This is a genomic window from Arenimonas aestuarii (assembly GCF_054781715.1).
In genome coordinates this window covers 439793-462381 of the sequence record NZ_BAAGTW010000004.1, presented here as the reverse complement: position 1 = coordinate 462381, position 22589 = coordinate 439793, and the positions used below count along the sequence as shown (strand labels likewise).

The 22589-nt window shown below is 69.5% G+C and carries 21 protein-coding genes and 1 pseudogene; 13 read left to right on the top strand and 9 right to left on the bottom strand.

The window, feature by feature from the left end:
* Window positions 1-50: 50 nt before the first annotated feature.
* The 6 genes from cmk to ACYVJH_RS02960 all read right to left on the bottom strand — a co-directional run bounded on the left by cmk (window position 51) and on the right by ACYVJH_RS02960 (window position 8662).
* Window positions 51-743, bottom strand: coding sequence for a (d)CMP kinase (cmk, locus tag ACYVJH_RS02985; protein WP_460453167.1), 693 nt, complete (start codon window positions 741-743; stop codon window positions 51-53).
* A 10-nt stretch (window positions 744-753) separates the two neighbouring features.
* Window positions 754-2079, bottom strand: coding sequence for a 3-phosphoshikimate 1-carboxyvinyltransferase (aroA, locus tag ACYVJH_RS02980; RefSeq protein ID WP_460453166.1), 1326 nt, complete (start codon window positions 2077-2079; stop codon window positions 754-756).
* A complete protein-coding gene (hisC, locus tag ACYVJH_RS02975; protein WP_460453165.1) occupies window positions 2076-3191 on the bottom strand; it encodes a histidinol-phosphate transaminase in 1116 nt (371 codons plus the stop codon). The genes aroA and hisC overlap by 4 nt, the downstream gene beginning before the upstream one ends.
* Before the next feature lie 2 nt (window positions 3192-3193).
* Entirely contained in the window at window positions 3194-4312 is a 1119-nt protein-coding gene (gene pheA, locus ACYVJH_RS02970; RefSeq protein ID WP_460453164.1) for a prephenate dehydratase, read from the bottom strand.
* A 1-nt stretch (window position 4313) separates the two neighbouring features.
* A complete protein-coding gene (gene serC / locus ACYVJH_RS02965; RefSeq protein WP_460453163.1) occupies window positions 4314-5399 on the bottom strand; it encodes a 3-phosphoserine/phosphohydroxythreonine transaminase in 1086 nt (361 codons plus the stop codon).
* 62 nt (window positions 5400-5461) lie between these two features.
* Window positions 5462-8662 (bottom strand): PAS domain S-box protein, encoded by a 3201-nt coding sequence (locus ACYVJH_RS02960; protein WP_460453162.1) that lies wholly within the window; start codon window positions 8660-8662, stop codon window positions 5462-5464.
* 74 nt (window positions 8663-8736) lie between these two features.
* Between ACYVJH_RS02960 and msrP the strand changes: the two genes are divergently transcribed.
* Both msrP and ACYVJH_RS02950 read left to right on the top strand, forming a co-directional pair.
* On the top strand, window positions 8737-9702 hold the full coding sequence (gene msrP, locus ACYVJH_RS02955) for a protein-methionine-sulfoxide reductase catalytic subunit MsrP (protein ID WP_460453161.1): 966 nt from the start codon (window positions 8737-8739) through the stop codon (window positions 9700-9702).
* Window positions 9703-9713: 11 nt separating this feature from the next.
* Window positions 9714-10356, top strand: a pseudogene (locus tag ACYVJH_RS02950) (protein-methionine-sulfoxide reductase heme-binding subunit MsrQ); the annotation flags it as partial.
* On the opposite strand, the gene ACYVJH_RS02945 reads toward ACYVJH_RS02950, so the two are convergent.
* Window positions 10301-11164, bottom strand: coding sequence for an FHA domain-containing protein (locus ACYVJH_RS02945; protein WP_460453160.1), 864 nt, complete (start codon window positions 11162-11164; stop codon window positions 10301-10303). The pseudogene ACYVJH_RS02950 and the gene ACYVJH_RS02945 overlap by 56 nt on opposite strands.
* 98 nt (window positions 11165-11262) lie before the next feature.
* On the opposite strand from ACYVJH_RS02945, the gene ACYVJH_RS02940 reads away from it, so the two are divergent.
* Window positions 11263-11538 (top strand): polyhydroxyalkanoic acid system family protein, encoded by a 276-nt coding sequence (locus tag ACYVJH_RS02940; protein ID WP_460453159.1) that lies wholly within the window; start codon window positions 11263-11265, stop codon window positions 11536-11538.
* Here ACYVJH_RS02940 and ACYVJH_RS02935 read toward each other — a convergent pair.
* Window positions 11483-12256, bottom strand: coding sequence for an FFLEELY motif protein (locus ACYVJH_RS02935; protein WP_460453158.1), 774 nt, complete (start codon window positions 12254-12256; stop codon window positions 11483-11485). The genes ACYVJH_RS02940 and ACYVJH_RS02935 overlap by 56 nt on opposite strands.
* A gap of 109 nt (window positions 12257-12365) precedes the next feature.
* On the opposite strand from ACYVJH_RS02935, the gene ACYVJH_RS02930 reads away from it, so the two are divergent.
* From ACYVJH_RS02930 to ACYVJH_RS02920, 3 genes are all read left to right on the top strand, one after another.
* A complete protein-coding gene (locus ACYVJH_RS02930; RefSeq protein ID WP_460453157.1) occupies window positions 12366-13640 on the top strand; it encodes a patatin-like phospholipase family protein in 1275 nt (424 codons plus the stop codon).
* Window positions 13641-13759: 119 nt separating this feature from the next.
* A complete protein-coding gene (locus tag ACYVJH_RS02925) occupies window positions 13760-14458 on the top strand; it encodes a phasin family protein (RefSeq protein ID WP_460453156.1) in 699 nt (232 codons plus the stop codon).
* A gap of 188 nt (window positions 14459-14646) precedes the next feature.
* Entirely contained in the window at window positions 14647-15702 is a 1056-nt protein-coding gene (locus ACYVJH_RS02920; RefSeq protein WP_460453155.1) for a restriction endonuclease, read from the top strand.
* 3 nt (window positions 15703-15705) lie between these two features.
* Here ACYVJH_RS02920 and ACYVJH_RS02915 read toward each other — a convergent pair whose 3' ends face one another.
* Complete coding sequence (locus ACYVJH_RS02915; protein WP_460453154.1) at window positions 15706-17694, bottom strand: SDR family oxidoreductase; 1989 nt, start codon at window positions 17692-17694, stop codon at window positions 15706-15708.
* Window positions 17695-17845: 151 nt separating this feature from the next.
* Here ACYVJH_RS02915 and ACYVJH_RS02910 point away from each other — a divergent pair, with 151 nt between their 5' ends.
* The 7 genes from ACYVJH_RS02910 to ACYVJH_RS02880 all read left to right on the top strand — a co-directional run bounded on the left by ACYVJH_RS02910 (window position 17846) and on the right by ACYVJH_RS02880 (window position 22589).
* Entirely contained in the window at window positions 17846-18103 is a 258-nt protein-coding gene (locus tag ACYVJH_RS02910; RefSeq protein ID WP_460453153.1) for an acyl-CoA-binding protein, read from the top strand.
* Between the two features lie 9 nt (window positions 18104-18112).
* Window positions 18113-18739, top strand: a complete 627-nt coding sequence (locus ACYVJH_RS02905) for a TetR/AcrR family transcriptional regulator (RefSeq protein WP_034220376.1) — start codon at window positions 18113-18115, stop codon at window positions 18737-18739.
* 100 nt (window positions 18740-18839) lie between these two features.
* Entirely contained in the window at window positions 18840-18965 is a 126-nt protein-coding gene (gene ykgO / locus ACYVJH_RS02900) for a type B 50S ribosomal protein L36 (protein WP_005913193.1), read from the top strand.
* Between the two features lie 152 nt (window positions 18966-19117).
* Window positions 19118-19456, top strand: coding sequence for a hypothetical protein (locus tag ACYVJH_RS02895; protein ID WP_460453152.1), 339 nt, complete (start codon window positions 19118-19120; stop codon window positions 19454-19456).
* A gap of 6 nt (window positions 19457-19462) precedes the next feature.
* The gene (locus tag ACYVJH_RS02890; protein WP_460453151.1) at window positions 19463-20494 is read left to right on the top strand and encodes an agmatine deiminase family protein; all 1032 of its coding nucleotides are present in this window, start codon (window positions 19463-19465) and stop codon (window positions 20492-20494) included.
* Complete coding sequence (locus ACYVJH_RS02885; RefSeq protein ID WP_460453150.1) at window positions 20491-21378, top strand: carbon-nitrogen hydrolase; 888 nt, start codon at window positions 20491-20493, stop codon at window positions 21376-21378. Before ACYVJH_RS02890 ends, ACYVJH_RS02885 begins: the two co-directional genes overlap by 4 nt.
* The gene (locus ACYVJH_RS02880) at window positions 21375-22589 is read left to right on the top strand and encodes a TraB/GumN family protein (protein WP_460453149.1); all 1215 of its coding nucleotides are present in this window, start codon (window positions 21375-21377) and stop codon (window positions 22587-22589) included. The genes ACYVJH_RS02885 and ACYVJH_RS02880 overlap by 4 nt, the downstream gene beginning before the upstream one ends.

Below are 22589 nucleotides of genomic sequence, written 5' to 3'. Positions count from 1 at the left end.
CTGTTCTGCTTTGGGAAACCGCGCCCGGGGGAACGGATGCGCCGGGGAGATCAGGCCTGTCGCGGCTGGCGGAGTTTTTCCGGCAGCACCGACAGCACGCGCTCGATCACCTCGGTGATGGGTGTGCCGGTGGAGTCCACGACCACCGCGTCGTCCGCGGGTTTCAGGGGCGCCACCGCACGCCCGGCATCGCGCTCGTCACGAGCGGCGATTTCGTGCAGCAGACTGTCAAGATTAACCGAAACCCCTTTTTCCTTCAACTGCTTATGGCGCCTTTTGGCCCGCTCCCCGGCGCTGGCGGTCAGGAAGACCTTGTAGGCGGCGTCCGGGAAGATGACGGTGCCCATGTCCCGGCCGTCGGCAACCAGGCCCGGCAGGCGCCGGAAGCGGTGCTGGAGCTCCACCAGGGCCGCCCGGACCGGGGGGTGGGCGGCGATCGCGGAAGCCGCCGCGCCGGCGGTTTCCATGCGCAGCTGGCGGGTGGCGTCCTTGCCGTTCACGATCACGTGCAATTCGCCCGAATCCGCGGTTTCGAAGCGGATCTCGGTGCGGGCGGCGCACTGGGCCACGGCTTCGGAGTCGCTCAGGTCGACGTTCTCCCAGGCGGCGGCCAGGCCCACGGCCCGGTAGATCGCGCCGGAGTCGAGGTAGTGCCAACCCAGGCGATCGGCCACGGCCCGGCTGATGGTGCCCTTGCCGGAGCCGGAGGGCCCATCGATGGTCAGTACGGGGATGCGTGGCATGGCCGGGATTCTAGCCGACCGGGGCATCCGCCTGCAGGCCCAACCCTACCCCGCGGGCCAGCGCCTCGAAGCCCGGGAAGGACGTGGCGACGTTGGCGCAGTCGCGTATCCGGACCTCGCCGTCGGCCCGCTGGGCAGCCACGGCCAGGGCCATGGCAATGCGATGGTCGCCGTGGCTGTCCACTTCGCCGCCCCGCAGCCGACCGCCCTGGATGACGGCGCCGTCGGGGGTTTCGAGGATGTCAGCACCCAGGGCCTGCAGGGCACCGGCCATGGCGGCGAGGCGGTCGGACTCCTTCACCCGCAGCTCGGCGGCGCCCGAGACCCGGGTTTGGCCCTCGGCCAGGGCGGCGGCCACGAACAGCGCCGGGAACTCGTCGATCATGTCCGGCACCAGGGCCTCCGGCACGTCGATACCCCGCAGGCGGGCATGGCGCACCCGCAGGTCGGCCACCGGCTCGCCGCCCTGTTCGCCGGCGGCCTCGACGACGATGTCGGCGCCCATGGCCCGCAGGGCCTCGAGCAGGCCGGTCCGTCGCAGGTTCATGCCGACCTGGCGCAGACGCAGGTCGGAGCCGGGCACCACCGAGGCAGCGACCAGGAAAAACGCCGCCGAGGAAAAGTCGGCCGGCACGACCACCGCGGTAGCACGCAGCCGGTGCCCGCCCTCGAGGCTGGCTTCGCCGGGGGAAAACCGCAGCGGCCAGCCAAAGGCCGCCAGCATCCGCTCGGTGTAATCGCGGGTCGGATGCGGTTCCACGACCCGGGTGCAACCCCGGGCGTACAAGCCCGCGAGCAAAACCGCTGACTTGACCTGCGCACTGGCTACAGGAGATTTAAAATCAATACCTTGCAAGCTATTGCTTGCGTGGATTCTAAGTGGTGGCAGCCCGCCCTCGCCGGCCTCGATATTCGCGCCCATGGCGCGCAGGGGCGTGATGACCCGACCCATCGGCCGGCGCGAGAGCGAGGCGTCACCGACCAGCACGCTGTCGAACGCCTGGCCCGCCAGCAAACCGGCCAGCAGGCGCATGCCGGTGCCGGCGTTGCCGCAGTCCAGCGGCGCGGTGGCGGCCTGCAGCCCATGCAGGCCGACGCCGTGCACCACGCGCCGGCTGGCCGATGGCGCGTCGATGCGCACGCCGAGCCGAGCAAAGATGGCCGCGGTGGCGCGCGTGTCTTCGCCTTCCAGGAAGCCCTCGATCTCGCTGCTGCCCTCGGCCAGGGCGCCCAGCATCACCGCCCGGTGCGACACCGATTTGTCGCCAGGCACCTGCAGGTCGCCGTGCAAGGCGGTGCCCGGGCCGGCCCGCCAGTCCAGCCGGGGCGGATTCATGCCCGCACCTCGTCCAGCGCCTGCAGGAAGCGGCGGTTCTGGTCGCGGGTGCCGACGGTGACACGCAGGCAGGTCGGCAGCCCGTAACCCCCCATCGGCCGCGGCACCACGCCCCGGGCCACCAGGCCCTGCTCGACCGGCGCGGCATCACGGCCAAAGTCCACCAGCAGGAAATTGGTCTGGGACGGCGACACGCCGAGTTCGCGGGCCAGCAGGGCGTCGGCCAGGGCCTGGCGCTCGGTGGCGTTGGCCTGGCGTACGGACTCGACGTGGGCGGTGTCGGCCAGGGCCGCCTCGCCCGCTGCCAGCGCCGGGCCGTTGACGTTGAACGATTCCCGCAGCCGCTCCAGCACCGCCACCAGGCCCGGTGCGGCCACCAGGTAACCCAGGCGCAGCCCGGCCAGGCCGTGGGCCTTGGAGAAGGTGCGGGTCACGACCAGGTTCGGATGGTGCGGCAGCAGCGCCAGCGCCGAGCCGATGCCCGGCTCGGTGACGTATTCGAAGTAGGCCTCGTCCACGACCACCAGCACCGTCGGCGGCAGCGCGGCCAGGAAGGCCTTGAAGTCACCGGCAGCAAACCAGGTGCCGGTCGGGTTGTTGGGGTTGGCCAGGTAGACCAGCCGCGTGCGCGGCCCGACCGCCGCGGCCAGCGCGGACAGGTCGTGCCCACGCGCCATCGCCTGCCCCTCCGGCAGGGCCGGCGCCTGCACCAGGGTAGCGCCGGCGGACTGGGCGGCCAGCGCATACACGGCGAAGCCGAACTGGGAGGCGACGACCTCGAGCCCCGGCCCGGCAAAGGCCTGGCCCAGCATCATCAGCAGTTCGTGCGAGCCGTTGCCCAGCATCAGCTGGGACGGAGCGACGCCGTGGAAGGCCGCCAGCGCGCGCCGGAGCGCACCACCCGCAGGGTCGGGGTAAAGGTAGGCCGAATCGATGGCGGCAACAGCCGCGGCGCGGGCGGCGGCGCTGGGGCCGTAGCAGTTTTCGTTCGAGCCAAGCTCCACCAGGCCCGGATGGGAGCGGCGCAGCGCGACCAGGTCAAGGCCCGGGTCGTAGGCCCGAAGGCGCTGAAGGCCCGGCTGGGCCAGCGCGGAGAAGGCCGCCTCGTCCATGCTCAGAGCAGGGCCACGGGATAGGCCCCGAGGATGCGGATGTCGGCGGCGAACTCGCCGAGTTCGGCCAGGGCTGCCGACACGGGCCCATCCTGGGCATGGCCGTCGACGTCGATGAAAAACGCGTACTGCCACCGGCCCGTGTGGGCAGGCCGCGACTCGATGCGGTTCATGCTGACACCGTGGCGGGCAAAGGGGCTGAGCACGTTATAGAGCGCGCCCGGCTGGTCGCGGACGAACACCATCAGCGAGGTGCGGTCGTGGCCGCAGGGCGGCAGCAGTTCGCGGCCCAGCACCAGGAAACGCGTGGTGTTGTCGGGGCGGTCCTCGATGGGGCCGGCGATGGTCTTGAGCCCGTAAACGTGGCCGGCGTTCTCGCCGGCGATGGCCGCCGAATCATCGGCATTGCGCGCCCGGCGCGCCGCCTCGGCATTGCTCGAGGCCGGGATCTTTTCGGCCTTCGGCAGGTGCTGGCGCAACCAGGCCTTGGCCTGGGCCAGCGACAGCGGGTGCGAATAAACGCGCTCGATGTCCTCGATGCGGCCCGTTCGCGACATCAGGAACTGGTGCACGGCCAGCTCGACTTCGCCGCAGATCTTGAGCGGCGAGGTAAGGAACATGTCCAGGGTGGACTGGATCGTGCCCTGCCCCGAGTTTTCCACCGGCACGATGCCGAAATCGGCGTGGCCGGCCTCGACTTCCTGGAACACCTCCTCGATGCTCGCCAGCGGCAGGCCCTTGGCCGAATGGCCGAAGTGCTTGTGCAGCGCCTGCTGCGAGAACGTGCCCTCGGGGCCGAGGAAGCCGACCTTCAGCGGCTCCTGCTGGGCCAGGCAGGCCGACATGATTTCGCGGAACAGCCGCAGCAGGACCTCGTCGTTGAGCGGCCCTTCATTGCGGTCGAGCACCCGGCGCAGCACCTGGGCTTCGCGCTCCGGGCGGTAGTAGTCGATCGCGGCTTGCAGCGGTCCCTTGGCCCGGCCGACCTGGTGCGCCCAGCGCGCGCGCTCGGCGATCAGCTCCTGGATCTGGCGGTCGATGCCATCAATGCGTTCACGCACCTGCGCCAGGTCGGGGGCGGCCGGCGTGGACTTGCCGGCGCTGCCTTTGCGCACGGCCATTTCAACCGTGGCGCCGGGCGAAGTCGCCCATGAAGTCCACCAGCGCCTGCACGCCCACCTCGGGCATGGCGTTGTAGATGGACGCACGCATGCCGCCCAGGGCGCGGTGCCCCTTCAGGCCGACCAGGCCGGCCGCCTCGGCTTCGGCCAGGAAGGCCTTCTCGCGGGCGTCGTCGGGAAGGAAAAACGGCACGTTCATCCACGAGCGCGCGGCCGGCTGGACCTCGTTGCGGTAGAAACCGCCGGAGCCGTCGATGGCGGCGTAAAGGTTCTCCGCCTTGCGCCGGTTGCGTTCGCCCATCGCGACCGCCCCGCCCTGGGCCTTGAGCCACTCGAGCACCAGGCCCAGCACGTACCAGGCAAAGGTGGGCGGCGTGTTGAACATCGAATCGTTGCGGGCCTGGTTCTGCAGTTCGAAGATCGGCGGCAGCGCGCGGCCGTGCTGGCCCAGCAGGTCCTTGCGGATGATGGCGATGGCCAGGCCCGAGGGGCCGAGGTTCTTCTGGGCGCCGCCATAGAGCACGCCGAAGCGCGATACGTCGATCGGCCGGGACAATACGTTCGAGCTGACATCCGCCACCAGCGGGACGCCGCCCGTGTCGGGAATGTCGTGGAATTCGACGCCGTGGATGGTTTCATTGGGCGTGTAGTGCACGAAGGCCGCACCGGGCGTCAGCCGCCAGCCGTCACGCCCCGGGATGCCGGTGTAACCCTGGTCCTTGCCGCTGGCCGCCACGTTCGCCTTCAGCGAGGGCGCCATGTTGTCCAGGGCCTTTTCGCCCCAGTGGCCGGTCAGCACGACGTCGGCCACCTGGTCCGGGCGCGCCAGGTTCAGGGCCAGCAGCGCCGACAGCGTGGTCGCGCCGCCCTGCAGGAACAGCACGTGGTAATCGTCCGGGATGGCCATCAGTTCGCGCAGGTCGGCCTCGGCCCGGGCGGCGCACTCGACGAAGGCCTTGCCGCGGTGGCTGACTTCCATGACCGAGGCGCGTTCGCCCTGCCATTCCAGCAGTTCCTCCCGGACCTGCAGCAAGACCGGTTCGGGCAACGCGGCGGGGCCGGCGCTGAAGTTGTAGGCGCGTGTCATGGATGTCCTCGGAAAACGTGCAGTGGCAAGTTATCACGGGGCCGCGAAGCCCCGGAAGGCGGTCAGCCGACCATGCCCTCGATTCCCGAGAGCATTTGCTCGAACTGCTCGGGCGGCAGCGCCCGGGCGAACAGGAAACCCTGGCCGAACTGGCAGCCGATGTCGCGCAGGGCGTCGCGCTGCTCGGTGGTTTCGATGCCCTCGGCGGTCAGGGCCAGGCCCAGTTCCGTGGCGAAACTGTTGATCGTGCGCACGATCGCGCGGTGCCGCGGGTTGCTCTGGATGTCGCGGATGAACACCTGGTCCATCTTCAGCGCGTCGAACGGCGACGAGGCAAAGGATTCAAGCGACGAATACCCGGTACCGAAGTCATCGACCACCAGGCCCACGCCCAGCGCCTTGAGCGCCAGCAGCCGCTGCTCGGCCTGGCCGCGGCCGCTGCGGAAGGCGGTTTCGGTGACCTCCAGGCGCAGGCAGGCCGGCGGCAGCTGGTGCTTGCGCAGCAGCGAAAGCACCTCGTCGACGATGCCGGGCGAGACCATCTGGCGCTCGTCCACGTTCACGTTCATGGACAGGCCGAGCTCCGGTCGCGCCGCCCGCCAGTGCGCCAGCTGCGCGCAGGCCTGCCGGAGCACCCAGGCATCGAGGTCCATGATCAGGCCGGTTTCCTCGGCCAGCGGAAGGAATTCGGCCGGCGCCAGCAGGCCGCGGCGCGGATGCTGCCAGCGCACCAGCGCTTCGGCGCCGACCAGGCGGCCACCCTGCAGTTCGACGATGGGCTGGTAGTGCACGCGGAACTCGGCGCGCTCGAAGGCCAGGCGGAAATCGGTTTCCAGCTGCAGGCGGTTCAGGGCCTCCTGGTGCATGCCTTCGTCGAAAACGATGAAACCGGACTTGCCGGCCGATTTGGCCCGGTACATGGCGGTATCGGCGTCGCGCAGCACCTGGTCGGGCGACTCATAGTCGCGCCGCCCCAGCACGATGCCGATGCTGGCCGAGGAAAACACCTGCTGCCCGCCTATGTCGAAGGGCTGCTCGAACAGCCCGATGACGGTGCGGGCGATCTGCCGGGCGCGATCGCCGTCGCAGGGGCCGTCGGGCAGCAGGGTGAACTCGTCGCCGCCGTAGCGGGCGATAAGCACGTCCGCGAGCAGGCTGTCCTCGAGCCGCCGGGCGATCTGCACCAGCAGGCGGTCGCCGGCGCCGTGGCCCAGGCTGTCGTTGACCCATTTGAACCCGTCCAGGTCGAGGAACAGCACCGCGTAGGGCGTTCCGCCAGCGTGGCTGGCGCCGAGCATCGAGGCGGCCAGCTTCTGGTTGAACAGCATGCGGTTGGGCAGGCCGGTCAGCGGGTCGTGGGTGGCGTGGAACCGCAGGCGGTCCTCGGCCTCGCGCTGGCGGGTGATGTCGAGCACGGTGCCCATGAGGTGCTCGACGCCGTCGAGCTGTACGGGGCCGATGCTGACCCGCACGTACACCCGCTGGCCGTCCCGGTGCAGCAGGCAGCTCTCGAAATCGGGGCTGACCGCGCGGCCGGCCAGCCGGTCGGCGTCGCGGCGCTCGGACTGCACGACCGCCTCGGGCACCATGATGTCCTGGTAGCGGCGACCCACCAGCTCGGTCTCGCGATAGCCCAGCATCCTGGCGAAGGCGCCGTTGACGTAGGCGTACTGGCCGCCGTCCATGACGAACACACCCACCTGGCTGTGTTCGACCAGGGTGCGGTATTTGCCTTCCGACCGCGCCAGGGCCAGGCGGGCTTCCTGGCGTTCGTTGATGTCCAGCACCGAACCGGTGAGGTGCAGCGGCTGGCCGGTGTCGTCGGAAACCACGCGGACGCTGGTACTGACCCACTTGGTGCTGCCGTCGCGACAACGGAACCGGGTTTCGTAATGTTCGAACGCGCCGTCGCGCAGCGCCTGCGCCACCATCGCCTGGCACTCGCCCGGATCGACATAGACCGACTGCATGTTGGTGGTCGAGGCACGCAGCTCGGCGACGCTTTCGTAGCCCATGATCCGGGCCAGCATCGGGTTGGCCTCCATGATCCGGCCGTCGAGCCCCGTCCGGAACAGGCCGGCGGGCGAATTCTCGAACAATTCCCGGTAACGCAGTTCAGCATCGGCCACGGCGCGCTGCCGGGCCCGTTCCTCGGTGACGTCGCGCAGGGTGCCGGTCGAGGCGATGTCGCCCTCGTAGTCGACGGCGTCGGCGCGCACTTCGCAAAGGATCACCCGGCCATCGCGCCGGCGCAGGCGGATCTCGTAGACCTGGGGTTCGGAGGAACCGGCCTCACGCGCGGCACGGCGGGCCATCTGCGCCTCGAGGTCGGCCGGGTCGACCAGGCGCATGTACTCCATGCCGGTCAGCTCCTCGACCGGGTAGCCCAGGATGTCGGCCAGCGCCCGGTTGGCGAAGGCGACCATGCCGCGCTGGATCAGGAAGACACCGTCGCGGCTGTTTTCCACCAGCACCTGGTAGAGCGTGCGTGACTGCTGCAGGGCCTGTTCGGCCTCGACCTGGGCCGTGATGTCGACCAGCGAGCCCTCGTAGAACAGCACCTTGCCCTGTTCGTCATAGATGGCGCGGGCGTTCTCGCTGACCCAGATGATGCTGCCGTCGCGGCGCCGGACCCGCGCCCGCACCTTGTCCAGCCGCTCGCCGGCCTTCAGGCGGGCATGGCTGCGTTCGGCCTGGTCCGCGTCCACGTAGAGGCTGGCCGCGTCCCGCGCACATTCAAGCAGCATCTGGGCCGGCGATTCGAAACCCAGGATCCGGGCCATCGCCGGATTGACGTCCAGGAAACCGCCGTCTGGCAGGCTGCGATAGATGCCCTCGGCCGCCGCCAGGTAGAGCGCCCGGTAGAAACCCGCGGGCATGCCCGACGCGGCTTCGCCGGCGGCGTCTTCGTCACGGCGCGCCTCGCCGGCGAGGTGCAGCAGGCAAAAGACGACGGTGCCTTCCTGCGGGTCCTCGGCGAATTCGCAGCTCAGCTGTGCCGGGAGGATGCGACCGTCGGCGCAACGCACGTCGGCGGCGAGGCTGACGGCGCGGTGCTCGGTGCGCAGCACGCTCCAGATGCGGGCACGGAAGGCCGGGTCGGGCCACAGGCCGATCTCGTTGGGAATCTTGCCTATCACCTCGTCGCGACGGTAGCCGGTGCTACGCTCGAACGCGGGATTGACGCCAAGGAACACCCCGTCGCTGGCGCGCATCACCGCAACCACACTGGTAGATGAATCAAACGCTTCGACCAGGCGCATCCTTCCCCCCGGTAGCGACCTCTGGGGGAGTATATCCACCTGGTCCACCCGAACGTGGACAACGGAGACGCCTGATGAGCCGCCCGCGCTACCCCCGCCCCCCTTCCTCCGAAATCACCCCCGAGCCGGTTTACCGCGCCCGGCGCCAGTTGATGGGCCTGGGCCTGGCCAGCCCGCTGCTGGCCCTCGCCGGTTGTGCCGGCGCCGAGGACGCCGCGCCGGCCGCGGCCCCGGCCGCCACCGATTCGGCCGACGGTTTTCGCACCAGCGAAACCCTGACGACCTGGCAGGACGCCACCACGTACAACAACTTCTACGAATTCGGCACCGGCAAGGCCGATCCGGCGCGCAACGCCCACAGCCTGCAGCCGGCGCCCTGGACGGTGGTGGTCAGCGGCGAGGCCGAGACCACCGGCACCTTCGCCCTCGAGGACCTGCTGCGCCCGCATACGGTGCAGGAGCGCATCTACCGGCTGCGCTGCGTCGAAGGCTGGTCGATGGTGCTGCCCTGGCAGGGCGTGCCGCTGGCCGACGTGATCGCGCGTTTCAAGCCCACCTCGCGGGCCCGCTACGTGGGCTTCACCACCCTGGCCGAACCCGACCAGATGCCCGGCATCCGCTATCCGGCGCTGGACTGGCCGTATCGCGAGGGCCTGCGCATGGACGAGGCGATGAACCCGCTGACCCTGCTGGCCACCGGCCTGTACGGCAAGGACCTGCCCAACCAGAACGGCGCCCCGCTGCGCCTGATCGTGCCCTGGAAGTACGGTTTCAAGAGCATCAAGTCGATCGTGCGTATCCACTTCACCGAGCAGATGCCGGTGACCAGCTGGAACCAGTCGCAGCCCAACGAATACGGCTTCTATTCGAACGTAAACCCCGACGTCGACCATCCGCGCTGGAGCCAGGCCAGCGAACGCCGCATTTCCGGCGACGGTAACCGGGTGTTCGCCAACCGCATCGCCACCCTGCCCTTCAATGGCTACGGCGAGCAGGTGGCCTCGCTTTACCAAGGCATGGACCTGCGCAAGTGGTTCTAGGCAAGCGTGGGATCGACTGGCGCTGGGTCGGGTTCAAGGCCCTGGCCCATGCGCTGGCGCTGCTGCCCCTGGCCCTGCTGGTGCGCGGCGTGGTCAACGACAGCCTGGGCGCCGACCCGGTGGCCGAAATCACCCACGCCACCGGCACCTGGGCCCTGCGCCTGCTGTTGCTGGGCCTGGCGCTGACGCCCCTGCGCCGGCTCATCGGGCAGGCGTGGCCGATCCGCTTCCGGCGACTGGTCGGCCTGTATGCCTTCTTCTACGCCTGCCTGCACCTGGCGACCTGGCTCGTGCTGGACCTGGGCGGGTACTGGACCCAGGTCTTCGACGACCTGCTCAAGCGGCCCTACATCATGCTCGGCTTCGCCGCGTGGCTCTGCCTGCTGCCCCTGGCCGTGACCTCAACGCGGGGCTGGATGCGCCGGCTGGGCCGGCGCTGGGGCCAACTGCACCGGCTGGTCTACGGCGCCGGCGCGTTGGCGGTGGCGCACTACCTGTGGCTGGTGAAGGCCGACCTGCGCGAGCCCCTGGTCTACGCGGCCATCCTGGCCGTGTTGCTGGGACTGCGCGGGTACTGGCGCTGGCGGGGCCGCCAGGCTCAGGGCGCGTAGACCAGCAGCATCGTCAGCGCAGCCGCCAGGATGGTGGCCGCGGCAATCAGCCACCAAAGGCTGTTGGGGTCGCGCTGCCGCGGCGCACCGGGTTCGGCCGGGTCCGGCGGCAGCGGGTCCCGGGCCACCGGCACGTCCACGGCCCGCATGGTCTGGGTGTGCGGCATCGCCGCCGACCTGCCCAGGCCTTCCTGGCCGCGCAGCGGCAGACCCGGGGCCTCGAGCACGAAACGATGCTGCTCGATCACGATCTGGTCGCCCGGCGACAACACCGCGTCGGCCACGGGCACGCCGTTGACCCAGGTGGCGTCCTTGCCAGGCGCCAGCGCACGCAGGATGACCCGGTCGCCGTGCAGCTCCACCACGGCGTGGCGTTCGGCCACCGCCGGATCGTCCAGGCGGATGTCGGCCGCAGCCGACCGGCCAAGCACGCGGGGTTCGGTCAGTGTGTGGCAGCGGCCGAAATGCGCGCCGCTCAGGCCGCGCAGCACGACGCGGGATGCGGCCACACGCTGGGCATCGCCCAGGCCGGGCGGCGCCGCGGAGGGCACGCGTTGTTCGATGGCGGGCTGTTCGTCGGCCTTCACCACCAGGCGCAGCTTGTCCAGGCAGACCAGGTCGCCAGGACGCAGCTGGGCCAGGCGGAAGACCGGGCGGGCATTGAGGTGGACCCCCGGCGCCCCGTTGGGCACGCGCAGCCACAGGCCGCGGCGATCGCTGACGAAGCTGGCGTGGTGGGCGGCCAGGTCGCTGCCGGGCAGGCTTACGCGCAGCCCCGGGCGCGTACCCACGGCCACTTCGCCCTGCAGGGGCACGCTGGGGTGTTCGCCATTGGGGAACGTCAGTTGCATCCGGCCTCCTCCGGCCGCGAATCTAACATGGCCATCGCGTCCGGCCTGCTTGGTGGATACGTCGAAGCCGAGCACAATAGGCCGTCCAGGAGAAATCCATGTCCCATATCGACATCCAACGCAAGCATTCCCGCCCGCTCAAGGAAGCCCGGGCCGCGATCGAACGGGTCGCCGAACACCTGGCCGAAAAGTTCGACATCGAATACGGCTGGGAGGGCAATACCCTGGCTTTCACGCGCGGCGGCGTCGACGGGCACATCGCGGTTTCGGCCAAGGACGTGCACGTCACGGCCAAGCTTGGATTCCTGCTGGGCGCGATCAAGGGCCCGATCGAGCGCGAGATCCACCAGTACCTCGACCGCGAGTTCGGTTAGGCCCCGGGTCGCCGAAGGGGTCGGGGTGGCCGGCGAAAAGCCGGCGCGAGGCTTCGCGCTCCCGGTGCCCGATGGCCTCGAGGAAATCACCGGCGCCGCCAAGGGCGTCGAAAGCGCCGAATCCGCGTTCGAGGAAACCCTGCAACTCCGACAGCCCGGCGGCCCGTGCCGGGAAACGCGAAGCCCGCAGGATCTTGTAGACGCCGTGTTTTTTCACCGCCCCGTCCAGGGTCCAGCCCACGCCCAGGATCAGCTCGATCTGCCGGCGCCGGAGCCGTGGACAGCCCACGGCGCGGTAGGCCTGGCCGTAGTCGGCCTGCGTGATCGGGGCCGCTGGCCGCCGCCGGCCCGCCAGGTGTTCGGCCATGCGCAGGTCGAAGGCATGGCTGAGCACGGCCAGGCCGATCGCGTCGGCCGCGGCCACCAGCAGGCTGTCCGGCAGCAGGCGCGACATCAGCGGCATCACCTTGGCGACGTCGCGGTCGCGCCCCGAGAAGTCCCGTTCGCCATAGAGGTCGGTCAGGAAAAATTCCGCCGCCGGGCGCATCCGGGCGTTGTCCTTGAAGTCGGTGAAGCTCTCGGACAGGCGCCGCGCCTGCCAGGCCTGCAGGGCCTGCAGCTGTGGCAGCCGGTTGCGCGGGTCGCGGCCGGGGTCGTTGACGGCCTGTTGCCAGGCCAGCCGTTTCGCCAGGCGCTGGCGCAGCAGGGCCTGGCTCATCGGAACGTGCCCCGGCGGCGGCTATGGGCCGGGAAATGGAAGCGGTTCACACTGGGCAGGGTCGTGATGCGGCTACAATCGCCGCGCCATCAGGGAATGATTCCATAGCATGCTCGTTCTGCAGCCAGCCCGGAAGCGCCAATCCACCCGCCAGGGCCGCATCGGCCTGGCCATCGCCGGTGGCGGGCCGATCGGCGGCATGTACGAGCTGGGCGCCCTGCGCGCGCTGGACGTCGCCATCGAAGGCCTCGACCTGACCCGGCTGGAGGTTTACGTCGGCGTCAGCTCCGGCGCCTTCCTGGCCGCCGGCCTGGCCAACCGGCTGGACACCGCCGAAATGTGCCGCATCTTCATCAGCGGCGACAGCGACCAGGTGAAATTCCACCCGCAGATGTTCCTGCGCCCGGCCTTCATGGAATACGTGCGCCGGGCTTCCGCCGTGCCCCGCCTGGCCTTCGACTGGTGGAAGGACCTGCTGACCGACCCCACCGGATCGCACTTGAGCGAGCTGGTCGGCCGCTTCGGCGGCGCCATCCCCACCGGGCTGTTCGACAACCGCGGCATCGAAACCTTCCTGCGCAAGGTCTTCACCATGCGCGGCCGGAGCAACGACTTCCGGGAACTGGCGGCCAAGCTCTACGTGGTCGCGGTGGACCTCGACAGCGGCGAGGCCGTGCGCTTCGGCGGCCCCGGCTGGGACGACGTCAGCATTTCGCGCGCCGTGCAGGCCAGTTCGGCCCTGCCCGGCCTGTACCCGCCGGTGGACATCCGCGGCCATCATTTCGTCGATGGCGCGCTGCGCCGGACGATGCATGCCTCCACCGTGCTCGACCACGGCATCGACCTGATGCTGGGCGTCAATCCCTTCGTGCCCTTCAACGCCAAGACCGCCGGCCGGCCACCCGAAGGCATGAACATGATCAGCGAGGGCGGCCTGCCCGTGGTGCTGTCGCAGACCTTCCGCACCCTGCTGCAGTCGCGCATGCGCGTGGGCCTGGAAAAATACGCCGAACGTTACCCGGACGTGGACCAGGTCGTGTTCGAGCCCAACGAGGACGACGGCGAGATGTTCTTCACCAACGTCTTCAGCTATTCGTCGCGCCAGCGCGTCTGCGAACACGCCTTCCGTTCGACCATCAACGACCTGCGCCACCGCCGCGCCGAGCTGGCGCCGGTCCTGGCCCGCCACGGCCTGAAGCTGCGTGCTGAAATCATCGACGACCCCGGCGTGTCGATCATGGACGGCCTGGCGCCGCCGCCGCGTCCCACCGAAACGACCGCGCGCCTGCGCCGGGCCCTGGACGACGTCGATCTGGTCGTGCGCGAACGCCAGCCCGGGCGTGGGCCGAATGGCAAGCGCAGGGCTGGCACCCGCCGACGCTGAACGCTTGGGCCGGCGCCCCTGCACGGCGCCCGCCCAATGGTGTGAAAACTCTAGACAACAGGCCCAGATTGGGGCCTCTCGGCACTCGTGCCCAAACCGAACAGATGGAGTAACGCAGCATGGCCAAGCTCAAGAAGAACGCCCGCGCCAAGGCCTCGCCCAAGCGCAAGCCGTCCGCCGCTTCCGCCGCCGACCTGCAGGCCCGCGCCGAGCAGGTTTCCCGTTCGATCGTCGGTTCCGCCCAGCAGATCTGGATGGCCGGCATGGGCGCCTTCCACCGCGCCCAGGGCGAAGGCTCGAAGCTGTTCGAGGCCCTGGTCCACGAGGGCATGAGCATCGAGCAGAACACCCGCAAGCTGGCCACGGGCAGCGTTGATGCCGTGCGCGACGCCGTCGAGGACCGCGTCGGCGTGGTGCGCGAACGTGCCGTGGACACCTGGGACCGCCTCGAGAAGGTGTTCGAGGACCGCGTGCAGCGCGCCCTCAATCGCCTGGGCGTGCCCAGCCGCGAAGACCTGGCCGAGCTGAACCAGCGCGTGCATGAGCTCAACGGCGAGCTGCGCAAGCTCTCCCGCCCGGCCGCCAAGTCCGGTGCCGGCAAGGCCCCGGCCGCCCGCAAGCCGGCGGCGAAGAAGGCCGCCAAGAAGGCGACCAAGCCGGCCGGCCGCAAGCCCGCCGCCAAGAAGGCCGCCAAGCCGGCGCGCAAGTCCGGCCCGGCCAAGGCCGCCCGCAAGCCTGCCAAGACCGCCAAGTCCGCCAGCAAGCGCCGCCTGCCGAAGGCGCCGAAGCCGGTGGCCCCGCAGGCGCCCGCCGCCTGACCGCTTCCCGTCCGCCAGCCACCACGGGAAACCGCTAGCTCCCTCCCCTTGCGGCTCCCGGCTGGCGGACGGAATTTGATGACCTTCGGGCCCGGCATTGCCGGGCCCGTTGCGTATGCGCGGCCATCGTCCGCGGCTTTCCGCGTTATCCTCTGCAGCCCCTGCCCCCCTTGAATCGGAGTGACCGGATGTTCGGCCTCAGCCCCCTCGTTGCCGCGATCGTCGTCACCATTGCCGCGCTGGTCGCCAGCACCTGGTGGTTCGGCGTGCATCGCCGCCGCCTCGCAGAAACCCAGGTCGGCATCCAGGCACTGGCCGGCATGAAGTGGCGTGAATGCGCCGGCCTCGTGCTCCAGGCCATGGAGGAAAAGGGCTACAAGGAACTGCCGTCGAGCCGCCAGCCCGGCGACGGTGGCGCCGAGTTCCTGCTGGTCAAGGGGGACGAGCGCTGCCTGCTGGGCTACAAGCACGGTACGGCCTACCGGCTGGGCGAGGCCAACGTCCGCGACTTCGCCAACGCCGTGCAGCTGCAGGGTGCCACCAGCGGCATGCTGGTAACCCTTGGCAGCGCCGAGGGCTTTGCCCGCGACCTGGCGCGGCGCTATGGCGTCGACCTGACCGATGGCCGCAGCCTCTGGCCGCAGGTCGAACCCTTCGCGGCCCCGCAGATGGTCCTGGCGATCCGCGAACAGGCCGCCAGCGAGATCCGCAAGGGACAGCGCCTGGGCATGTTCGCCAGCATGGCCCTCGGCCTGCTGGTGTTCGCCGCCGGCTATTCCATGCAGCCCGGCGAGCCCGGCCCGGTGGCCGGCATCCCTGCCGGCCCGGCAGTCGCCGCACCCGCGGCCATCCCCGATGCAGCCCCCGCGGGCACCGCCGGCGATGCCGCGCCCGCTGCCGAAGCCGAAGCCCCGGCCTCGCGATTCACCGACAAGGCCTCGCAGGATGCCGAAGGCGCGCTGCGCGAGCTTGAGGTAGTGGCCAGGCTGACCGAACAGCAGCGCATCGAGCGCCGCCTTGCCGCCGCCGCCGAAGTCGGCGAACTGAGCGCGGCGGAAAACGCACAGTGGTCCACCCAGTCCACCCTGGTGATCCGGATGAACCGGGCCGACGGCATCGACACCGGCCTGGTCAACGAGGCTTGCGCCGTGCTCCTGCAGTACGAAGAGCTGCGCTACAGCCGCCTGCAGCTCGAGCCCCCGGCCGGTACGACCGGCCAGGTCCGCTGGCGGCAGTGCCAGTAGGCGCTACCAGTGCACGCCGCGCATCAGCGCGGCGAAGGCCACCTGCTCGTTGGTCGGTTTCTCGTCCCTGAGCGTCTTGCGGTCGCCCTTGGCCGCGGCCGAGTCCGGGAACATCTCGAACGCCGTGTTCATGATCACCTCGTAGGCCTTCGGCGCCACGGCGTTGAGCGTGGCGGCGAAGATGCCCATTCGGGTGGCGACGCGGCTGGGCCGCTCGATGATCGCCTTGACCACCAGGTCGGCGGCCTCCTCGGGGGTAAGCGTCGGCACCGACTCGTACATCTTGGTCGGGGCGATCATCGGCGTTTTCACCAGCGGCATGTTGACCGTGGTGAAGGCGATGTTCTTGCCGCTGAACTCGGCCTGGGCGCAGCGGCTGAAGGCGTCAAGCGCGGCCTTGGAGGCCACGTAGGCCGAAAAGCGCGGTGAACTGGCCAGCACGCCGATCGAACTGATGTTGATCACCTGGCCCCTGCGGCGCTGGGTCATGGCGGGCAGGAAACCCATGATCAGGCGCAGGCAGCCGAAGTAGTTCAGCTGCATCGTGCGCTCGTAGTCATGGAAACGGTCGTAGCTGAGCTCGACCGAACGGCGGATGGACCGTCCGGCGTTGTTGACCAGGATGTCCACCGCCTTGTGTTCGGCCAGCACCGTGGCCACCAGCTTGTCGCAGCTGCCCAGGTCGGTCAGGTCGCAGGTGTAGGCCCAGCACTTGCCGCCGCCGGCGAGGATTTCGTCGCGGGTACTGAACAGCTCCTCTTCGCCGCGCGCGACGATGATGACCTTCGCGCCAGCTTCGGCGACCTTGATCGCCGTGGCCTTGCCGATGCCCGAGGAACCGCCGGTGATCAGCACCACCTTGCCCGAGACGTGGCCACGAAGGGTGCGGTCGACGAACAGGTCGGGGTCGAGGTGGCGCTCCCAGTAGTCCCAGATGCGCCAGGCGTACGAATCGAGGTCCGGCACCGTGATCTTGCTGCCCTTGAGGGCGCGCTCGACGACACGGGTGTCGAACTTGGTCGGATAGGTGATGAAGGACAGGGTCGCCGGCGGCAGCTTCAGGTCGCGCAGCAGCATGGCCGTGAAGCGCTTGACCGGCGGCAGGTTGGTGACCGCGTTGCGCACCGCGCCCGGCACCACGGCCAGCATGCGGGCGTCCAGGCGCATGGTCATCTCCGGCGCGTGCGCGGCGCGGCAGAAGGTGTTCATCAGCTCGCCGAACCGCTTGGGCTCGGGGTCCACGAGGTGGAAGCACTGGCCGTCCAGCCCGCGCTTGTGGGCGATGTGGTCCATGGCGTCGGCGACGAAGTCCACCGGCACCACGTTGATGCGACCACCCTCGATGCCCAGGGTCGGCACCCACTGCGGCAGCGCCTGGCGCATCTTCTTGACCAGCGTGAACAGGTAGTAGGGGCCGTCGATCTTGTCCATCTCGCCGGTCTTCGAATGGCCGATGACCATCGAGGGACGGTAGATGCGGAACGGCACCTTGCATTCCTTGCGCACGATGCCTTCGGACTCGTGCTTGGTGCGCAGGTAGGGATCGCGAAGACCCTCGGCCTCTTCGAACATGTCCTCGCGGAAAACGCCCGGGTACAGGCCGGCGGCCGCGATCGAACTGGTGTGGTGGAAGCAGCCGGCCTTGATGGCCGCCGCCAGTTCGATGGCATGGCGGGTGCCGTCGATGTTGGCCACCTGCTGGGAGGCTGCGTCGGCGGACAGGTCGTAGATGGCGGCCAGGTGGAAGAAGTGCTTCACCTTGCCCGACAGCGCCTTCACCTTGGCCGGCGCCAGGCCCAGCCTGGGCTTGGACAGGTCGCCGGTGACCATGACGATGCGCTTGCGGTCCCAGCCCATCGAGGTAGCGATCGCCTCGAGCTTCTTCTCCGAACCCTTGCGGACCAGCACGTGGATCGTGCCCTTGCGCTTGAGCAGGTTGCTGACCAGGTAGCGCCCGATGAAACCGGTGGCGCCCGTTACGAAATAAGACATGTCCTCTCCCCTGCCCTTGACCCCGGGACCGGCCCGAAGCGGCCGGCGATAGGGCTAAGTTGCCAGAGCCCGGCGCGGGCGGCAAACCCCGCGTTGAACTTCCTCGGGGGCCGTGTTATCACCGGGGCTTCGATCGTGGGGATCCAAGACGATGGCCGACCTGAAATCCGACTTCCAAAAAGCCGCCAAGGACGTGATGGACCTGGCCGAAAGGCCCGACAACGACACCATGCTGCGCCTCTACGGGCTGTACAAGCAGGGGTCGGAGGGCGACGTCAGCGGGCCCAAGCCCGGTTTCTTCGATTTTGTCGGCACCGCCAAGTACGAGGCCTGGGAAAAGCTGGCCGGCATGAACCAGGAGGAAGCCATGAAGAAGTACGTGGCCCTCGTGAAGACGCTCCGCGGCTGACGCCGCCCGATGGCCAGGCAGACCCGCCAGCGCATCCTCGATGCCTCGCTCGCCATGTTCAACGAACAGGGCGAGCCCAACGTCACGACCAACCACATCGCCGACGAGCTGGAAATCAGCCCGGGCAACCTCTACTACCACTTCCGCAACAAGGACGACATCATCGAGCAGCTGTTCGCGCGCTATGAAGAGCGCATGGACACGGCCCTGGTGGCGCCCGAGGGCCGGCTGCGGGACCTGGAGGACATCTGGCTGCAGCTGCACCTGGTGTTCGAGGCGATCTGGGACTACCGCTTCCTCTACCGCGACCTGGTCGACATCCTCAGCCGCAACCGGCGCCTGCGCCTGCGCTTCGCCCGCATCCTCAAGCGGGCGGCCGACAACGCCACGTCGGGCATGCGCGGCCTGGTCCAGGCCGGGGTGATGCGGGCCTCGGCAGCCGAAGTCGAGGCCACGGCCACCAATATCCTGGTGCTGGCCACGTTCTGGCTCAACTACGCCTCGGTCCGCGGGGACAAGGACGAAAACGAGGCCATCCGGCGCGGCATCGTCCAGGTGATGATGCTGCTCTCGCCCCTGCTGCGCGACGCCGAGCGCCTGCACCTGAACACCCTGACCCAGGCCTACCTGCGCTGATCCGGGTCGGGATTCGCCCCCAAACGCTTGTATTGCAAGCCGTTTTGGACTGGGCTATACTCCCGCTTCTTTATCGCCCCAACCCCTTTAAGGAACTGCCATGAAAGTGCTCTCGTCCCTGAAGTCGGCGAAGACCCGCCATCGCGACTGCAAGGTCGTGCGCCGTCGCGGCAAGGTCTTTGTCATCTGCAAGTCCAACCCGCGTTTCAAGGCCCGCCAGCGCTAAGCGCGGCCGCCAGGTTGGAAACGAAGACGCCGGCGAAAGCCGGCGTTTTTGTTTCCCGGCCCGGCCCCTGGGGGGGCGGATGGCGCGTTCAGGCCGGTTTTGCGATGATCCCGACCCTACCCGTCATCCCGACGAACCCGCGGAGGTGCTCCATGAAGGTCCATCCCCTGTCCCTGGCCTTTGCCCTGGCCACCGGCCTGCTGCTGCAGGCGTCCCCGGCGTCCGCCGACACCCTGCTGGTCGATCGCATCCAGGCCGAGTCCGCCGCCCTGCCCGCCCGCGGCCAGTCCATGTCTCAGGTCGAGGCGGCCTACGGCGCCCCGCAGCGCAAGCATGCCCCGGTCGCCGGCCCGAATTCGCGCAAGCACAACCCGCCGATCACCCGCTGGGACTACGCCGGTTTTTCGGTCTACTTCGAGTACAACCACGTCGTCGACGCGGTGGCCGCCAAGAGCCGGCCCGAAGAGATCGGTCCCAAGCCCATCCAGTAAAGCCGAATGTCACAACTCCTTCGCTTCCCGGCGGAATGGGAACCCCAGTCCGCCGTCCTTCTTGCGTGGCCGCACGAAGGCACCGACTGGGCCGAGCGCCTGGCCCAGGTCGAACAGACCTACGTCGGCCTCGTGGCCGCCATCACGCGCTTCCAGCCGGCGCTGGTCTGCGTGGCCGGCCCGGCCCTGCGCGAGCGCGCTGCCGCCCAGCTGGGCTCCGCCGGCGTCGATCTGAACCAGGTGCGTTTTTTCGAGGTCGACTACGACGACACCTGGCTGCGTGATTCCGGCCCGATCACTCTTCGCGAAGGGCCGGGGTTCCGGCTGCTCGACTTCCACTTCACCGCCTGGGGCGGCAAGTTCGAAGCCGGCCGCGACGACCAGCTGGTGGCCAGGCTGCACGCCGCGGGCCTGTTCCGCGACGCCAGCCACCGCCGCGTGGATTTCGCCCTGGAGGGCGGTGGCATCGAAACCGACGGCCGCGGCAGCCTGCTCAGCACCTGGCGCTGCCTGCACGAGCGCCACCCAGGCAAGTCGCGCGCGGAGATCACCGCACTGCTTGAGGGCGAGCTGGTGCAGTCGCGCACGCTCTGGCTGGACCATGGCTACCTCGAGGGCGACGACACCGACGCCCACATCGACACCCTGGCGCGTTTCGCGGCGCCTGATGCCATCGTCTACCAGGCCTGCGACGACGCCGACGACAGCCACTACGCCGAACTGCAGGCCATGGCCGCGGAGCTGGCCGACCTGCGCACCGCCGACGGCCAGCCCTACCGCCTGTTCCCGCTGCCCTGGGCCCGGCCGGTGCTCGACGATGGTCGCCGCCTGGCGGCTTCCTACGCCAATTTCCTGATCATCAACGACGCCGTGCTGATGCCGGCCTACGGCGACAGCGCCGACGAAGCCGCTGCCAAGGTCCTGGCCGAAGCCTTCCCGGGCCGCGAGATCGTGCCGGTGAACTGCCGGCCGCTGATCTGGCAGAACGGCAGCCTGCACTGCGTCACCATGCAACTTCCCGAAGGCCTGCTGGCATGAAAAACAATTCCCTGCGTGTTGCCCTGGTCCAGGACCGCGACCACGGCAGCGTCGAGGCCAACCTGGCCAACATCGAGGCCCGCGTCGCCGAGGCCGCGGCCGCCGGCGCGAAGCTGGTGCTGTTGCAGGAACTGCACAACGGTGCCTACTTCTGCCAGCACGAAGCCACGTCCGAATTCGACCGCGCCGAAGCGATTCCCGGCCCCAGCACCGACCGCCTGGGCGCGCTGGCGAAAAAGCACGCCGTGGTGCTGGTGTCCTCGCTGTTCGAGCGGCGGGCCGCCGGCCTGTACCACAACACCGCGGTGGTCTTCGAGACCGACGGCTCGATCGCCGGCAAGTACCGCAAGATGCACATCCCCGACGACCCGGGTTTTTACGAGAAGTTCTATTTCACGCCGGGCGACCTGGGCTTCGAACCTATCAACACCTCGGTCGGCCGCCTGGGCGTGCTGGTGTGCTGGGACCAGTGGTACCCGGAGGCGGCGCGCCTGATGGCGCTGGCCGGCGCCGACCTGCTGCTCTACCCCACCGCCATCGGCTGGGACCCGGACGACGAGCCGGGCGAGAAGGACCGCCAGCGCGGCGCCTGGATCCTGAGCCACCGCGGCCACGCGGTGGCCAACGGCCTGCCGGTGCTCAGCTGCAACCGCGTCGGCCACGAGCCTTCGCCGATCGGCACTTCCGGCATCCGCTTCTGGGGCTCGAGCCACGTGCTGGGCCCGCAGGGTGAATACCTGGCCGAAGCCGGCACCGACGCCCCGGAAGTGCTGGTGACCGATGTCGACCTGGCCCGCAGCGAGGACGTGCGTCGCATCTGGCCCTTCCTGCGCGACCGCCGCATCGACGCCTACGGCGACCTGCTCAAGCGGTACCGGGATTGAACGCCGCCAACGGCACCGTCCCGGACGGCCTGCAGGACCAGCCCCATGCCATCGTCGAGCGCGACGGCGTGCGCTACACGCTGCTGGGCACCGCGCACGTGTCGCAGGCCAGCATCGACGCGGTGGAAGCCGCGCTTGCCAGCGGCCGCTACGACACCATCGCGGTTGAACTCGACGCCCAGCGCCACCGCGCCCTGACCGATCCCGACGCGCTGTCGAAGCTCGACCTTTTCCAGATACTGCGCGAGGGCAAGACCGGCCTGGTCGCCGCCAACCTGGCCCTGGCCGCCTACCAGCGGCGCCTGGCCGAACAACTCAATGTCGAACCGGGCGCCGAGCTCAAGGCCGCCGCCGTCGGCGCGCAGGCACGCGGCCTGCGCCTGGCCCTGGTCGACCGCGACGTCGGCATCACCCTGCGCCGCGCCTTCGGCGCGCTGGGCTTCTGGGGCCGGACCAAGCTCATTGCCGGCCTGGGCGCGAGCCTGCTGGCCGACGAGTCGGTGGAAGAGGATGAAATCGAACGCCTGAAGAAGGGCGACTTCCTGGAAGCAAGCTTCGGCGAGTTCGCCGCCGGCAGCCCGCCGCTGTACCGGGCCATCATCGCCGAGCGCGACCAGTTCATGGCCAACCGCCTGCGCCAGGTCGGCGACGAAGGTGGCCGCGAGGTGCTGGCGGTGGTCGGCGCCGGCCACCTCAAGGGCCTGGCCGAACACCTGCGTGGCAACAACGATGCGCCGCAGCCGGCGCTGGACGCATTGAACGAACTGCCGAGCCGCAGCGACATCCCGTGGTTCACGATCGTGCTGGCGGTGTTCCTGCTGGGCGGCTTCGCCTGGGGCTTCTGGCAGGGCGGCGCCGAGCTGGGCGGTGAACTGGTGCTGCAGTGGGCCCTGATCACCGCCGCCGGCGGTGCGCTCGGCTGCCTGGCGGCCGGCGGGCATCCGCTGAGCATCCTGGCCGCGGCCGTTTCATCGCCGTTGACGCCGCTGCACCCGGCCCTGGCCTCGGGCACGGTCAGCGCCCTCGTGGAAGCCTGGGTGCGCAAGCCGACCTATGCCGACTTCCTGCGCCTGCGCGACGACACCGGCCACATCAGCGGCTGGTGGAAGAACCGCGTCGCCCGCGTGCTGGTCAACTTCTTCCTGACCAGCCTGGGCACCGCCGTCGCCGTGTGGATAGGCGGTGCCACCCTGCTCAGCCAGCTGGCCTGA

Excerpts from the sequence above, each read along its gene's own strand:
- cmk (WP_460453167.1), bottom strand. The coding sequence starts at position 743 with ATGCCACGCATCCCCGTACTGACCATCGATGGGCCCTCCGGCTCCGGC.
- aroA (WP_460453166.1), bottom strand. The coding sequence starts at position 2,079 with ATGAATCCGCCCCGGCTGGACTGGCGGGCCGGCCCGGGCACCGCCTTG.
- hisC (WP_460453165.1), bottom strand. The coding sequence starts at position 3,191 with ATGGACGAGGCGGCCTTCTCCGCGCTGGCCCAGCCGGGCCTTCAGCGC.
- pheA (WP_460453164.1), bottom strand. The coding sequence starts at position 4,312 with ATGGCCGTGCGCAAAGGCAGCGCCGGCAAGTCCACGCCGGCCGCCCCC.
- serC (WP_460453163.1), bottom strand. The coding sequence starts at position 5,399 with ATGACACGCGCCTACAACTTCAGCGCCGGCCCCGCCGCGTTGCCCGAA.
- ACYVJH_RS02960 (WP_460453162.1), bottom strand. The coding sequence starts at position 8,662 with ATGCGCCTGGTCGAAGCGTTTGATTCATCTACCAGTGTGGTTGCGGTG.
- msrP (WP_460453161.1), top strand. The coding sequence starts at position 8,737 with ATGAGCCGCCCGCGCTACCCCCGCCCCCCTTCCTCCGAAATCACCCCC.
- ACYVJH_RS02945 (WP_460453160.1), bottom strand. The coding sequence starts at position 11,164 with ATGCAACTGACGTTCCCCAATGGCGAACACCCCAGCGTGCCCCTGCAG.
- ACYVJH_RS02940 (WP_460453159.1), top strand. The coding sequence starts at position 11,263 with ATGTCCCATATCGACATCCAACGCAAGCATTCCCGCCCGCTCAAGGAA.
- ACYVJH_RS02935 (WP_460453158.1), bottom strand. The coding sequence starts at position 12,256 with ATGAGCCAGGCCCTGCTGCGCCAGCGCCTGGCGAAACGGCTGGCCTGG.
- ACYVJH_RS02930 (WP_460453157.1), top strand. The coding sequence starts at position 12,366 with ATGCTCGTTCTGCAGCCAGCCCGGAAGCGCCAATCCACCCGCCAGGGC.
- ACYVJH_RS02925 (WP_460453156.1), top strand. The coding sequence starts at position 13,760 with ATGGCCAAGCTCAAGAAGAACGCCCGCGCCAAGGCCTCGCCCAAGCGC.
- ACYVJH_RS02920 (WP_460453155.1), top strand. The coding sequence starts at position 14,647 with ATGTTCGGCCTCAGCCCCCTCGTTGCCGCGATCGTCGTCACCATTGCC.
- ACYVJH_RS02915 (WP_460453154.1), bottom strand. The coding sequence starts at position 17,694 with ATGTCTTATTTCGTAACGGGCGCCACCGGTTTCATCGGGCGCTACCTG.
- ACYVJH_RS02910 (WP_460453153.1), top strand. The coding sequence starts at position 17,846 with ATGGCCGACCTGAAATCCGACTTCCAAAAAGCCGCCAAGGACGTGATG.
- ACYVJH_RS02905 (WP_034220376.1), top strand. The coding sequence starts at position 18,113 with ATGGCCAGGCAGACCCGCCAGCGCATCCTCGATGCCTCGCTCGCCATG.
- ykgO (WP_005913193.1), top strand. The coding sequence starts at position 18,840 with ATGAAAGTGCTCTCGTCCCTGAAGTCGGCGAAGACCCGCCATCGCGAC.
- ACYVJH_RS02895 (WP_460453152.1), top strand. The coding sequence starts at position 19,118 with ATGAAGGTCCATCCCCTGTCCCTGGCCTTTGCCCTGGCCACCGGCCTG.
- ACYVJH_RS02890 (WP_460453151.1), top strand. The coding sequence starts at position 19,463 with ATGTCACAACTCCTTCGCTTCCCGGCGGAATGGGAACCCCAGTCCGCC.
- ACYVJH_RS02885 (WP_460453150.1), top strand. The coding sequence starts at position 20,491 with ATGAAAAACAATTCCCTGCGTGTTGCCCTGGTCCAGGACCGCGACCAC.